Origin of the sequence: Marmoricola sp. URHB0036, from assembly GCF_000426045.1 — a bacterium.
Classification (GTDB): Bacteria; Actinomycetota; Actinomycetes; order Propionibacteriales; family Nocardioidaceae; genus Marmoricola.
On record NZ_AUEP01000005.1, the window covers coordinates 108414 to 120842 of the forward strand.

At 69.1% G+C, this 12429-nt stretch carries 16 protein-coding genes; 6 read left to right on the forward strand and 10 right to left on the reverse strand.

The features are described from left to right. Window positions 1–7: 7 nt before the first annotated feature. Window positions 8–199, forward strand: coding sequence for a hypothetical protein (locus H976_RS29845; protein ID WP_155917992.1), 192 nt, complete (start codon window positions 8–10; stop codon window positions 197–199). 192 nt (window positions 200–391) lie between these two features. Here the strand turns inward: H976_RS29845 and H976_RS0105435 are convergent, their stop codons facing one another. Genes H976_RS0105435 through H976_RS0105480 form a run of 10 tightly spaced genes read right to left on the reverse strand, consistent with a single transcriptional unit; the run spans window position 392 to window position 8429 of the window. Continuing rightward, complete coding sequence (locus tag H976_RS0105435) at window positions 392–997, reverse strand: acVLRF1 family peptidyl-tRNA hydrolase (RefSeq protein WP_027860720.1); 606 nt, start codon at window positions 995–997, stop codon at window positions 392–394. Between the two features lie 4 nt (window positions 998–1001). Next, window positions 1002–1865 (reverse strand): maleylpyruvate isomerase N-terminal domain-containing protein, encoded by an 864-nt coding sequence (locus H976_RS0105440; protein ID WP_231388797.1) that lies wholly within the window; start codon window positions 1863–1865, stop codon window positions 1002–1004. 38 nt (window positions 1866–1903) lie between these two features. Beyond that, window positions 1904–2272: a metal-sulfur cluster assembly factor gene (locus H976_RS0105445; RefSeq protein ID WP_027860722.1), complete on the reverse strand. Its 369-nt coding sequence runs from the start codon at window positions 2270–2272 to the stop codon at window positions 1904–1906. Beyond that, the gene (gene sufU / locus H976_RS0105450) at window positions 2269–2727 is read right to left on the reverse strand and encodes a Fe-S cluster assembly sulfur transfer protein SufU (protein ID WP_027860723.1); all 459 of its coding nucleotides are present in this window, start codon (window positions 2725–2727) and stop codon (window positions 2269–2271) included. Before sufU ends, H976_RS0105445 begins: the two co-directional genes overlap by 4 nt. Beyond that, window positions 2727–3989 (reverse strand): cysteine desulfurase, encoded by a 1263-nt coding sequence (locus tag H976_RS0105455; RefSeq protein ID WP_027860724.1) that lies wholly within the window; start codon window positions 3987–3989, stop codon window positions 2727–2729. Before H976_RS0105455 ends, sufU begins: the two co-directional genes overlap by 1 nt. Window position 3990: 1 nt before the next feature. Continuing rightward, the gene (sufC, locus tag H976_RS0105460; RefSeq protein ID WP_027860725.1) at window positions 3991–4749 is read right to left on the reverse strand and encodes a Fe-S cluster assembly ATPase SufC; all 759 of its coding nucleotides are present in this window, start codon (window positions 4747–4749) and stop codon (window positions 3991–3993) included. Window position 4750: 1 nt separating this feature from the next. Then, window positions 4751–5077: a non-heme iron oxygenase ferredoxin subunit gene (locus H976_RS0105465; RefSeq protein ID WP_027860726.1), complete on the reverse strand. Its 327-nt coding sequence runs from the start codon at window positions 5075–5077 to the stop codon at window positions 4751–4753. Further along, entirely contained in the window at window positions 5074–6282 is a 1209-nt protein-coding gene (gene sufD / locus H976_RS0105470) for a Fe-S cluster assembly protein SufD (protein ID WP_027860727.1), read from the reverse strand. The genes H976_RS0105465 and sufD overlap by 4 nt, the downstream gene beginning before the upstream one ends. Before the next feature lie 45 nt (window positions 6283–6327). Continuing rightward, window positions 6328–7746, reverse strand: coding sequence for a Fe-S cluster assembly protein SufB (sufB, locus tag H976_RS0105475; protein ID WP_027860728.1), 1419 nt, complete (start codon window positions 7744–7746; stop codon window positions 6328–6330). Beyond that, window positions 7743–8429, reverse strand: a complete 687-nt coding sequence (locus H976_RS0105480) for a metalloregulator ArsR/SmtB family transcription factor (protein WP_027860729.1) — start codon at window positions 8427–8429, stop codon at window positions 7743–7745. The genes sufB and H976_RS0105480 overlap by 4 nt, the downstream gene beginning before the upstream one ends. A 198-nt stretch (window positions 8430–8627) precedes the next feature. Here H976_RS0105480 and H976_RS0105485 point away from each other — a divergent pair, with 198 nt between their 5' ends. From H976_RS0105485 to H976_RS0105505, 5 genes are all read left to right on the forward strand, one after another. Then, window positions 8628–9134, forward strand: coding sequence for a DinB family protein (locus H976_RS0105485; RefSeq protein ID WP_036224835.1), 507 nt, complete (start codon window positions 8628–8630; stop codon window positions 9132–9134). A 9-nt stretch (window positions 9135–9143) separates the two neighbouring features. After that, window positions 9144–10085, forward strand: a complete 942-nt coding sequence (locus H976_RS0105490) for an ABC transporter ATP-binding protein (RefSeq protein WP_027860731.1) — start codon at window positions 9144–9146, stop codon at window positions 10083–10085. After that, on the forward strand, window positions 10082–10855 hold the full coding sequence (locus H976_RS0105495) for an ABC transporter permease (RefSeq protein ID WP_027860732.1): 774 nt from the start codon (window positions 10082–10084) through the stop codon (window positions 10853–10855). Before H976_RS0105490 ends, H976_RS0105495 begins: the two co-directional genes overlap by 4 nt. Beyond that, window positions 10846–11730, forward strand: coding sequence for a heme A synthase (locus tag H976_RS24675; protein ID WP_051276255.1), 885 nt, complete (start codon window positions 10846–10848; stop codon window positions 11728–11730). The genes H976_RS0105495 and H976_RS24675 overlap by 10 nt, the downstream gene beginning before the upstream one ends. 134 nt (window positions 11731–11864) lie before the next feature. Next, on the forward strand, window positions 11865–12416 hold the full coding sequence (locus tag H976_RS0105505) for a hypothetical protein (protein ID WP_027860733.1): 552 nt from the start codon (window positions 11865–11867) through the stop codon (window positions 12414–12416). The last annotated feature ends 13 nt before the right edge of the window (window positions 12417–12429 follow it).

The following is a 12429-nucleotide window of genomic DNA, read 5'->3' on the forward strand; positions in this document are numbered from 1 at the left end:
CCACGACATGAGGAACGCTCTCGTGGTCGCTGTGGTCGTCTTTTTCGCCTGCGGCATCGTGCTCGCGGTCGGCCAACCTGACCTGCTGGTGCGGCTGCTGGGGCTGGTCTCGACCATCGCCGGACTGACCTTCGGCGTGATGGCCGTGGTCGAGACCGTGCAGTGGGTCGCCGCGAAGCACGCTCCGCGCGACGCGTGAGCTGGCGGCACACCGCTGGTTCGCGGCACCTCTCGCAGCGCTATGTAGACGTGCCACGTGGAACCTCTACGCAGTCCCCGATCAACGAGTCTCCGGGTCTCGTGGCCCGTCTCCCAACGCACTCAGTAGACCTGCCACCTGGAAGGTCTACCGAGTCTGCGGCGGACTGCTCCCCGCCGCTGCCGGACAGCGTCAGGCGTTGACGACGCTGATCCGGACGTTCCCGGCGTCCAGGATCGCCTGCTCCAGCACGCCTCGGCGCGGGTCGGGGACGGGGAGGAACGGCTGCAGGACGGCGATCCCGGCCAGCCGCCGGTCGGTCAGCACTGCCTCGACCGCGGCATGGTCGCCGCCGGTCACGATCAGCGGAGCACCCCCCAGGATGCGACTGGCATGCTCGGCGGCCGCCTCGTAGGCCATCCGGGCCTGGTTGTCGCGACGCCGGGCGAACCGCTGCTGGCTCTGGCCGCCGGCCTTGGTCCGCCCCTGCACGTGTCGCTGTCCGACCTTCGACTCGACGATCGTCTCCGCGTTGAGGCGGGCGATGGCGAAGCCGCCCTTGCGGACGAGCAGCACTCCCCAGTCGTCCGGCGGTGCGCAGGACTCGACGAAGGTCGCGACCGACGCCGCTCCGTCGTAGAGACGGTCGAACGGGGCCTGGGCGACGAACGTCGATCCGTCGGCGGCGAGTCCGGCCAGCGTTCCCGACGTCACCGAGAGCGCCACCTCGCCGTGCCGGGAGCCGAAGTTCTCGACCCAGCGCGTCAGTCGCGCCGGCGGGACGGCGACCTCGGACACGTGGTCAGGACCAGCTGACCCGCGCCGTCCGACGCCACAGGTCGTATCCCTCACCGGTCACCTCGTCCGACCGGTTCCAGAGCGCGAGGTAGAGCTGTTCCGCAGTGCCTTCGAGGACCAGGTCGGCGTCGTCACGACCCCAGCGGCGCTGACGCCCGGCCCCGCGCTCGACGACCGGTGGTTGGTCGCTGACCCGCACCAGCCAGGAATGCTGTACGTCGGTGGGCCGGATCGACAGGCTGACCGGGTGGTCGCTCCGCAGCTGGGACTTCGCGCGGGTCATGAACCCCGTGAGCAGCTCGTCGATACCGTCGAGGGCGACCTGCTGGGTCACCCAGGTCTCGTCGGCGGTGGGGGTGCGACCGAGCCTGGCGGCGAGGGCGTCGACGGAGTGGATGGTGGTCTCGTGGCACTGGCGCCGGGCCCAGAACAGCCGGGGTGGTGGGGCGCTGTCGAGGAAGACGAAGGCATCGAGGTCGACGGGCGCCTCCTTGAGCGCCTTGATCAGGCGCAGCCCGCCGTCGCGCAGCCAGATGACCGGGTCAGCCGACTCGACGCCCTCGGTCTCGTAGGCGCTGGGGTCGACCCGCTTGCCCAGGATGCAGTCGGTTGCCCACCGGTGGACCATGCCCTGGTGGGCGATCAGCCGGCGTACGTCCCACTCCGGAGCCGTGGGCACGGGCGCGTCGAGACCGGCCTTGCGCGCATCCGCGATGAAGGAGTCGAGCGACTGGCGGAGCGCCTCGAGGTACTCGGAGAAGTCGACGTCGAAGTCGACCGACATCTCCTCGTCCTCGGCGATGTGCTCCCGGATGGCCCCGAAGAGGCCGCGGCGTCGTCGTGGGGTCTGGTCGCTGGGATCCGTCACCCCCGGATCCTCTCAGACCGGTGACGGCGGGACGAGCCTCAGACGTTGAAGCCCAGGGCCCGCAGCTGCTCGCGTCCGTCGTCGGTGATCTTGTCCGGACCCCACGGCGGCATCCAGACCCAGTTGATGGTGACGTCGCCGACCAGACCCTCCAGCGCGGAGTTGGTCTGGTCCTCGATCACGTCGGTCAGCGGGCAGGCGGCCGAGGTGAGCGTCATGTCGAGCACCGCGTTGGAGTGCTCGTCGATGTGCACGTCGTACACCAGGCCAAGATCGACGACGTTGATGCCGAGCTCGGGGTCGACGACGTCCTTCATCGCCTCGACGACGTCGTCACGGCTGGCGGTCGCGGTCGCGGCGCCGGACGCGGCGGGTACGTCGGGAAGATCCGAGTGGTCAGCAGTCATGCTTCCTCCTTGGTGGCGACCTGTGCGGTGGCGTCCTTGAACGCCATCCATGAAAGTAGAGCGCACTTGATGCGTGCAGGGAACTTCGCGACTCCGGCGAAGGCGATCCCGTCCTCGAGCACCTCTTCGTCGGGCTCGACCTGTCCGCGTCCCTGCATCAGCTCCAGGAACGCCTCGTGGGCCGCGAACGCCTTGTCGACCGGCTGGCCGATGACGAGGTCGGTCATCACCGAGGCCGCGGCCTGGCTGATCGAGCAGCCCTCGGCGTCGTAGGACACGTCGGTCACGATCAAGTTGTCGGGATCACCGTCGAGGTGCACCCGCAGGGTGATCTCGTCGCCGCAGGTCGGGTTGACGTGGTGCACCTCGGCCTCGTACGGCTCCCGCAGGCCCGCGTGGTGGGGGCTGCGGTAGTGGTCGAGGATGATCTCCTGGTAGAGGCTGTCGAGGTCCATCACGTCACCTTGAAGTACTTCTTGGTGTAGTTGATTCCCTCGATCAGCGCGTCGATCTCCGCCGGGGTCGTGTAGAGGTACGACGAGGCACGCGTCGAGCTCTGCACCCCGAACCGCTTGTGGGCGGGCTTGGCGCAGTGGTGCCCGGCGCGTACGGCGATCCCGCCTGCGTCGAGGGTCTGGGCCACGTCGTGCGGGTGGATGCCGGCGATCTCGAAGGACACCGCTCCCCCGCGCTGGGCCGGGTCGGTGGGACCGAGCACGCTCACGCCGCCGATCGTGGCGAGTCCGTCGAGCAGGTAGCCGGTGACCGCCTGCTCGTGCCGGTGGATGTTCTCCAGCCCGATCTCGGTCAGGTAGTCCACTGCGGCGCCGAGACCGACGGCCTCGACGATCGGCGGGGTGCCGGCCTCGAACTTGTGCGGGATGCCGGCGTAGGTCGACTTCTCCATCGTGACCGTGGTGATCATCTCGCCACCGCCGAGGAACGGCGGCAGCTGGTCGAGCAGCTCGGTGCGGCCCCAGAGCACGCCGATGCCGGTCGGACCGGTGACCTTGTGGCCGGTGAAGGCCAGGAAGTCCGCGTCGACCGCCTGCACGTCGACCGGCAGCTGCGGCGCGGCCTGCGAGGCGTCGACGACCACGACAGCGCCGACCTCGTGGGCACGACGGGCGATCTCGGCGATCGGGTTGACCGTGCCGAGCATGTTGGAGACCCAGGTCAGCGCGACCACCTTGGTGTTCTCAGTGATCAGCTCGTCGATGTTCGACAGGTCGAGGTGGCCGTCGTCGGTGAGCCCGAACCAGCGCAGCTCGGCGCCCTTGCGCTCGGTCAGCAGCTGCCACGGCACGATGTTGGAGTGGTGCTCCATCTCGGTGATCACCACGCGGTCGCCGGCCTTGACCTCGAGCGGTCCGGCCCACGCCATCGTGTTGGCGACCAGGTTGAGCGCCTCGGAGGCGTTCTTGGCGAAGATGACCTCGTCGCGCGACGGGGCGTTCAGGAAGCGGGCGACCTTGTCGCGGGCCTCCTCGAACGCGGCCGATGACTCCGCACCCAGCTGGTGCATCGCCCGGGCCACGTTGGCGTTGTGCCGCTCGAGGTGGTCGACCATCGTGTCGATGACCACCTGCGGCTTCTGCGAGGTGTTGGCGCTGTCGAGGTAGACCAGCGGCAGGTCACCGCTGAGTCGACGCTCCAGGATCGGGAAGTCCTTGCGGATGACCTCCAGACCGGGCAACAGGCCAGTCAGCTCGGACATGTCAGACCGCGCTCTTCACGTACTTGTCGTAGCCCTCGGCCTCGAGCTGCTCGGCGAGCTCGGGCCCGCCCTCCTCGACCATCCGACCGTCGACGAAGACGTGCACGAAGTCGGGAGTGATGTAGCGCAGGATCCGCGTGTAGTGCGTGATCAGCAGGACGCCCTTGTCGCCGTCCTCCTTGAAGCGGTTGACGCCGTCGGAGACGATCTTCAGCGCGTCGATGTCGAGCCCGGAGTCGGTCTCGTCGAGCACCGCGACCTTCGGGTCGAGCAGCTCGAGCTGCACGATCTCGTGACGCTTCTTCTCACCGCCGGAGAAGCCCTCGTTGACCGAGCGCTGCGACATGGCGGGATCCATCTTCACCTGCTCCATGGCGGTGTTGACGTCCTTGACCCACGTGCGGAGCTTGGGCGCCTCGCCGTCGATGGCCGTCTTCGCCGTACGCAGGAAGTTCGCGACCGAGACGCCCGGCACCTCGACGGGGTACTGCATCGCCAGGAACAGCCCGGCGCGCGCCCGCTCGTCCACCGACATCGCGAGCACGTCCACGCCGTCGAGCGTCACGGAGCCCTGGGTGACGGTGTACTTCGGGTGCCCGGCGATCGAGTAGGCGAGGGTGGACTTGCCGGACCCGTTGGGGCCCATGATCGCGTGCGTCTCGCCGTCCTTGATGGTCAGGTCGACGCCCTTGAGGATCTCCTTGGGTCCGTCCTCGGTGTCCACCGAGACGTGCAGGTCCTTGATCTCCAGCGTTGCCATGTCAGTTCTCTCCCAGGTTCTTGTCAGGGTCGATCAGTACGTCGTCCCCGTCGATCTGCACGGGGTAGATGGGGACCGGCTCGGTGGCCGGAGGACCGGTGGGCTTGCCGGTCCGGAGGTCGAAGCGCGAGCCGTGCATCCAGCACTCGATGGTGCAGTCGTCCACGTCCCCCTCGGACAGGGCGACCGCAGCGTGGCTGCACTCGTCCTCGATCGCGAAGACCTCGTCGCCGTGCTTGACCACCGCCACGTCGAGGCCGTCGACCTCGACCCGCAGCGGGGTGCTGTCGACGAGCTCGGCGAGCGAGCAGGCGCGCTGGAGGCTCACGGGACCTCCACGGGCGCCGTGGCCCCGGTGATCCGGTGGACGTTCTTCTCCAGCTCCGCCTCGACGGTGCCGACCAGCTGCTCCTCGAGCTCGGGCACGCCGATCTTGCGGATCAGGTCGTTGAAGAACCCGTGCACCACCAGACGGCGGGCCTCGGACTCCTCGATGCCGCGCGAGCGCAGGTAGAACAGCTGGTTGTCGTCGAACCGTCCGGTCGCGGACGCGTGGCCGGCGCCCTCGATCTCGCCGGTCTCGATCTCGAGGTTGGGCACCGAGTCGGCCTGGCAGCCGTCGGTGAGCACGAGGTTGCGGTTCTCCTCGTAGGTCTCGATGCCCTCGGCCTCCTTGCGGATCAGCACGTTGCCGATCCAGACCGCGTGGGCACCCTGCCCCTGCAGCGCACCCTTGTAGTTGACGTTGCTGCGGGTGTGCGGCTGGTTGTGGTCGACGAAGAGCCGGTGCTCGATGTGCTGGCCCTCGTCGGCGAAGTACATGCCGAGCATCTCGACCGAGCCGCCCGGTCCGGCGTACTCCGCCGTCGCGTCGTGGCGCACCACGTCACCGCCGAAGGAGACCGCCACGTGGCGCAAGGTCGCGTCGCGGCCGATCCGGGCGTGCTGGGTGGAGTGGTGCACGGCGTCGTCGTCCCAGTCCTGCAGCGAGACCACGGTGAGCTCGGCGCCGTCGCCGACGACGATCTCGACGTTCTCGGCCAGCGTCGCGGTGCCCTGGAAGCGGATCACCACGGTCGCCTTGGCGAAGGCGCCGGCCCGGATCACGAGGTGTCCTGCTGAGGCGACGTCGTTGCCGGTGCCGGTCAGGGTGACGGTGGTGGCCTCTTCGCCGACGTGCTCCTTGGGTACGTCGACCAGGAACACCGAGTCAGCGGCCGCCCACGCCCGGGCGCTGACCCGGTCGGGCGGAACGATGCCGGACGTGCCGCGCGACTCGTGGTCGACGCCCACCGCCTCGGCCGTCACGCCGTCAGCCGCGTGCACCTCGACGGTGAAGGAGTGGCCGTCCAGCGGCGCGTCCTGGTGGATCCCGCGGAGCCGCTTGAGCGGCGTGAACCGCCAGACCTCTTCGCGGCCCGTCGGTACGACGTGGTCGGCGATCTCGAACGACCCCTCCGGGTGCAGGTGGCTGACCACCTTCTCGGGGGATTGTTCGAGCGCGTTTCGCACGCTGTCGGTTGCAACAGTCACAGATTCAGGACCTTCTGGTTCTCGGGAACGTGGGAACGGCGGGCGTCAGCCCACAGCACCTTCCATTTGCAGCTCGATGAGCCGGTTGAGCTCGAGGGCGTACTCCATCGGCAGCTCCTTCGCGATCGGCTCGACGAAGCCGCGCACGATCATCGCCATCGCCTCGTCCTCCTGCATGCCGCGCGACATCAGGTAGAACAGCTGGTCGTCTGAGACCTTGGAGACGCTGGCCTCGTGGCCCATCGAGACGTCGTCCTCACGGATGTCGACGTAGGGATAGGTGTCCGACCGGCTGATCTGGTCGACCAGCAGGGCGTCGCACAGCACGTTGCTCTTCGAGCCGTGGGCGCCCTCGTTGATCTGGATCAGTCCGCGGTACGACGTACGGCCACCGCCGCGCGCCACCGACTTGGACAGGATCGAGCTCGACGTGTTGGGCGCCGCGTGCACCATCTTGGCGCCGGCGTCCTGGTGTTGGCCCTCGCCCGCGAACGCGATCGAGAGCGTCTCGCCCTTGGCGTGCTCGCCCATCAGGTAGACGGCGGGGTACTTCATCGTCACCTTGGAGCCGATGTTGCCGTCGACCCACTCCATCGTCGCGCCGGCCTCACAGGTCGCACGCTTGGTGACGAGGTTGTAGACGTTGTTCGACCAGTTCTGGATGGTCGTGTAGCGACACCGGCCGCCCTTCTTCACGATGATCTCCACGACCGCGGAGTGCAGCGAGTCGGAGCTGTAGATCGGCGCGGTGCAGCCCTCGACGTAGTGCACGTAGGCGCCCTCGTCGACGATGATCAGGGTGCGCTCGAACTGGCCCATGTTCTCGGTGTTGATCCGGAAGTAGGCCTGCAGCGGGATCTCGACGTGGACGCCCTTGGGCACGTAGATGAACGAGCCGCCCGACCACACCGCGGAGTTGAGCGCGGCGAACTTGTTGTCGCCGACCGGGATGACGGTGCCGAAGTACTCCTGGAAGATCTCCGGGTGCTCCTTGAGCGCCGTGTCGGTGTCGAGGAACAGGACGCCCTGGGCCTCGAGCTCCTCGTTGATCTTGTGGTAGACGACCTCGGACTCGTACTGAGCCGCGACACCGGAGACCAGACGGGCCTTCTCGGCCTCGGGGATGCCGAGCTTGTCGTAGGTGTTCTTGATGTCGGCCGGGAGGTCGTCCCAGGTCTGGGCCTGCTTCTCGGTCGAGCGCACGAAGTACTTGATGTTGTCGAAGTCGATGCCGCCGAGGTCGGAACCCCAGGTGGGCATGGGCTTGCGACCGAACAGCTTGAGGCCCTTCAGGCGCAGGTCGAGCATCCACTGGGGCTCGCTCTTCTTCGAGGAGATGTCGCGGACGACGTCCTCGTTGAGGCCGCGCGTGGCGTTGGCGCCGGCGTCGGTCTCGTCGGCCCACCCGAACTCGTAGCGACCGATGCCCTTGATCGTGGGGTTGAGCTCTTCGATGGAAGTCATCTGGTGACCGTCTCCTTGGGTTCGGGGCTCTTCAGGTCGGGGATGCAGGTGGTGCAGACACCGTCGCCGTGCGCGATCGTGGCAAGGCGTTGGACGTGGCGACCGAGCATCCGGCTGATGGCGGCCGTCTCGGCCTCGCACAGCTCGGGGAACTCGTGGGCCACATGGGAGACCGGGCAGTGCTGCTGGCACAGCTGCTCACCGACCGGGATGTCGCGCACCGCGGCGGCGTACCCCTCGTCGGTGAAGACCTGCGCCAGCGCCTCGACCCGGTCGATCTCGGGATGGGCCGCGACGACGGTCTCGAAGCGCTGCTCGATCTTGGCCGCGCGGCGGTCGGCGAACTGGCGTACGGCGTCGTCCCCGCCGGTCTCGGCGAGGAAGCGGATCGCCTGGACGGCCAGGTCGTCGTAGGCCTGGTCGAGGCTGTCGCGACCGGCGTCGGTCAGCACGAACACCTTGGCCGGCCGGCCCCGTCCACGGCTCGCGGTGGCGCGCGGCTCACGGGCCTCGAGGGTGCCGTCCTCGATCAGCTGGTCGAGGTGGCGGCGTACGGCGGCCGGGGTCAGCTGCAGGCGTTCGGCCAGCGCGGCGGCCGTCGAGGGACCGTTGACCATGACCGACCGCACCACACGCTCACGCGTGGGCTGGTCGTGCCCGGACAACGACTGCTCGATTTCCACAACATCAGTGTGCCCTTAATGCCACAGCCCTTTCAAATAAGGCTCCCCTTACTTGCCCGGTGGTTGAGTAGCGAGGGCCAGCGAGCGTCTCGAAACCACCAGATCATGTGGTTTCGAGACGGTTGCAGCCCAACCTCCTCAACCAGCGAGAAACAGCAAGCCTTCGGGTGCCTGCGGAGCGTGAGTACCGTCAGTTCCATGGACGCACGAAACCTGCTGGTGGACCAGTTCGGCCGGATCCGGGAGCTCTTCACCGATCTGCCCGAAGGACTCGACCAGGACACCGCCCATCATCGCCTCGGTGGCACCGGCAACCCGATCGCCTGGCTGCTCTGGCACACCGCCCGGGTGCAGGACGACCACATCGCCGGGCTCAGCGGCGGACAGCAGGCCTGGCAGGACGGCTGGGCCGAGCGGTTCGGCTTTCCGTTCGACGACCACGACATCGGCTACGGCCACTCCTCGGCCGACGTGGACGCGGTGCGGGTCGACGACCCGCAGGTCCTGGTGGACTACCACGCGGCGGTCCACCAGCTCACCCTCGCGTACCTCGACTCCGCCGACGCCGACGAGCTCGACCGGGTGATCGACCGCAACTGGGACCCGCCCGTGACGGCCGGGGTGCGCATCGTCAGCCTGGTGGGTGACTGCCTCCAGCACCTGGGTCAGGCAGCCTACGTGAGGGGGCTGCTCACCGATTCGTAGACTCTGCGGGTGCCCACGCCCGTTCCGTCGTCGCCCGCGGTAGCGGTCAGCGGGCTGGTGATGAGGTACGGCGAGAAGGTGGCCGTCGACGACCTCGACCTCGTCGTCGACCGGAACACGATCACCGCCGTGCTGGGGCCCAACGGTGCCGGCAAGACGACCACGCTGGAGACCTGCGAGGGCTATCGCAAGGCGCAGCAGGGGTCGGTGTCCGTGCTCGGTCTCGATCCCCAGCGGCAGCGACGTGACCTGCTCCCCCGCATCGGCGTGATGCTCCAGGACGGCGGTGCCTGGTCCGGCGTACGCGCGATGGAGATGCTGCGGCACATCTCCCGGCTGCACGCCGACCCGCTCGACGTCGACGTGCTCGGCGAACGCCTCGGGCTCGGCGACTGCGGACGCACCCCCTACCGACGGCTCTCCGGAGGGCAGCAGCAGCGGCTCAAGCTGGCGATGACCATCGTCGGCCGACCTGAGCTGGTGTTCGTCGACGAGCCGACCGCCGGGATGGACCCGGCTGGTCGTCGTACGACGTGGGAGCTGCTCGAGCAGCTGCGCACCGACGGCGTGACCGTCGTACTCACCACGCACCACATGGACGAGGCCGAGCGCCTCGCCGACCGCATCCACATCATCGACCGCGGGCGGATGATCGCCTCCGGCACTCCGCTCGAGCTCACCCGCGGCGGCAGCTCGACGATCCGGCTGGTCGTCACCAAGCCGTTCCCTGACGGCGCTCCCGAGTCGTTGAGGCAGGCCCTCGGCCACCACCTCGAGGTGACCACCATCAGCGACGTCAGCCTGCTGATCACGGGCCCCGCCGACAGCACCACCCTGGCCACGGTCTCGGGCTGGTGCGAGCAGCAGGGCGTGCTTCCGGAGTCGCTCAACCTCGGGCAGCGGACCCTCGAGGACACGTTCCTGGAGATCACCGGACGTGAGCTGTCGTGAATCAACCGACGGGCACCTTCACCCCCCGCCCCGGAGCCGCTCCCCTGGCCCGCCAGGTGCTGGCCCAGGCCTCGATGGAGTCGAGGCTGATGCTGCGCAACGGCGAGCAGCTGCTGCTGGCCGTGGTGATCCCGGTGATCGTGCTCATCGGCGCCGTCACCGCGGCCGACCACCTCGACCTCGGTCTCTCGCACCGTCCGATCGATGAGTTCACCCCTGGCGTCCTCGCGCTCGCGGTGATGTCCACGGCGTTCACCTCACTGGCCATCGCGACCGGCTTCGAGCGGCGGTACGGCGTGATCAAGCGACTGGGGTCCTCCCCCCTGCCGCGCTCGGGACTGCTGCTCGGCAAGGTCGGCGCCCTGCTGCTGGTCGAGCTGCTCCAGATCGCGATCATCTCGGCCGTCGCCCTCACCCTCGACTGGCAGCCGCATGCCTCGCTGCTCGCAGCCCTGCTCGCGATCGTGCTGGGCACCGCAGCCTTCGCGGCGCTCGGGCTCTTCGTGGCCGGAGTCATGCGTGCCGAGGCGACGCTCGCGCTGGCCAACCTGGTCTACCTGTTGCTGCTGGCGGGTGGGGCCGTCGTACTCCCCGCGTCGGCCTACGGCGGGTTCGGCACGGTCGCCAAGCTGCTGCCGTCGGGTGCCCTCGGCAACGCCCTGCGGCACGCCCTCTGGTCGGGCGGCTACGCGTGGAGCTCGATGCTGGTGCTGCTCGTGTGGGCCGCCGTCGGCGCCGTGCTCACTGCGAGGACGTTCACGTGGGAGTGAGCCAGGGGCTGGGCGACCGGACCTGGCTGCGTCGTCTGGGCTGGGCCACGCTGCTCGCCAACATGGGCATCGTGCTCACCGGCGGTGCGGTGCGCTTGACCGGATCCGGGCTCGGTTGCCCGACGTGGCCGCGGTGCCACGGCAGCTCGTTCACGCCGCACGGCGCCCTCGACGCCCACTCGGTGATCGAGTTCGGCAACCGGACCCTGACGTTCGTCCTCACCGCCATCGCGATCGCGACCTTCGTGAGCGCGTGGCGCTCGGGTCGGGCCGAGCTGCGGCGCCTCGCCCTCTGGCTGGGCCTGAGCGTCCCGGCGCAGGCGGTGCTGGGCGGCATCACGGTGCTCACCGACCTGAACCCCTGGGTGGTGGCCTTCCACCTGCTGTTCTCGATGGCGATCATCAGCCTGGCGGTGCTCTACCTCTGGCGGATCGACCATCCCCACAGCGACCCTGCGCTGCCGCCCCGGCTCGGCGCACTCGCGTGGGCGACGTACGCCGCAGGATGGCTGGTGCTCGCGCTCGGGACCGTCGTGACCGGCTCGGGCCCGCATGCCGGCGACGCCACTGCACCCCGCAACGGCCTCGACCCGCTCCAGCTCTCCCAGGCCCATGCCGACGCCGTCTTCCTGTTCGTGGGGCTCTCGCTCGGCCTGCTGCTAGCGCTGCGCGGGTTCGGGGCGCCGGCAGTCGTGGTGCGTGCCGCTGCCGTGCTGGTGGCCGTGGAGCTCGGCCAGGGGCTGATCGGCTTCGTGCAGTACGTCACCGACCTGCCGATCGTGCTGGTCGAGTTCCACCTGCTCGGCGCCACGCTGGTCGCCGCGACGCTCACCTGGGTGCTGCTGCAGGTGCGAGCGGCCGTCTTCCCCCGCTGACGGCCAGAGTGTCCTTCCGCGGACTGGGTCGTTGAACGGTCGCGGCGCCGGCCGTGCCCCGCGCCGGCCGGCGTCGCCTGTGGTGGAATGTGGCCCGTCGAATCAGCCAGGACGAGTCAGAAGGAGGGCAGCTGATGCCCCGGACGGCACCCAGCCGCACTCGACTCGGACTCGTCGCGGCCGGTCTGCTGCTCCTCTCCGGCTGCGGTGGCTCGGAGCCCGAGGCGCTCAAGCCGATGGAGCCCGAGGTGCCCGCCGACCTCTGCGCGACGGTGCCCGCGGCCGCCAAGGCGGGGCTGGTGACGAACTCCGACTCCGACACCGACGGCAACCCGATCGCAGCCTGCTCGCTCCGCTCGCCCGACGGCTCCAAGGGGCAGGTCCGGGCCGTGATCACCTGGCTGCAGCTCGACGACGACGTCACCGCCGAGGACGTTCTGGCGAGCCAGTGCCGTGCGATCAACCGCACGGAGTTCAAGGAGCAGGCCGGCTTCACCGCGCAGGGTGCCGACAAGGCCTGCGCCGCGAGCGCCGCTGCCGCCGGCACCGACTCGGCCACCATGGCGGCGGTCAAGGACCGCGAGGTCGTGACGGTGCGCTACACCTCGGACCCGCCCGGCACTCCCGCGGCGCTGCAGCGTTCGCAGCAGATGCTGGAGGGCGTGCTCTCCTCGGTCGCCGGATAGCCACCGGCTCCCC

Excerpts from the sequence above, each read along its gene's own strand:
- sufU (WP_027860723.1), bottom strand. The coding sequence starts at position 2,727 with ATGGACCTCGACAGCCTCTACCAGGAGATCATCCTCGACCACTACCGC.
- H976_RS0105485 (WP_036224835.1), top strand. The coding sequence starts at position 8,628 with ATGGACGCACGAAACCTGCTGGTGGACCAGTTCGGCCGGATCCGGGAG.
- sufB (WP_027860728.1), bottom strand. The coding sequence starts at position 7,746 with ATGACTTCCATCGAAGAGCTCAACCCCACGATCAAGGGCATCGGTCGC.
- H976_RS0105445 (WP_027860722.1), bottom strand. The coding sequence starts at position 2,272 with ATGACTGCTGACCACTCGGATCTTCCCGACGTACCCGCCGCGTCCGGC.
- H976_RS29845 (WP_155917992.1), top strand. The coding sequence starts at position 8 with ATGAGGAACGCTCTCGTGGTCGCTGTGGTCGTCTTTTTCGCCTGCGGC.
- H976_RS0105505 (WP_027860733.1), top strand. The coding sequence starts at position 11,865 with ATGCCCCGGACGGCACCCAGCCGCACTCGACTCGGACTCGTCGCGGCC.
- sufC (WP_027860725.1), bottom strand. The coding sequence starts at position 4,749 with ATGGCAACGCTGGAGATCAAGGACCTGCACGTCTCGGTGGACACCGAG.
- H976_RS0105455 (WP_027860724.1), bottom strand. The coding sequence starts at position 3,989 with ATGTCCGAGCTGACTGGCCTGTTGCCCGGTCTGGAGGTCATCCGCAAG.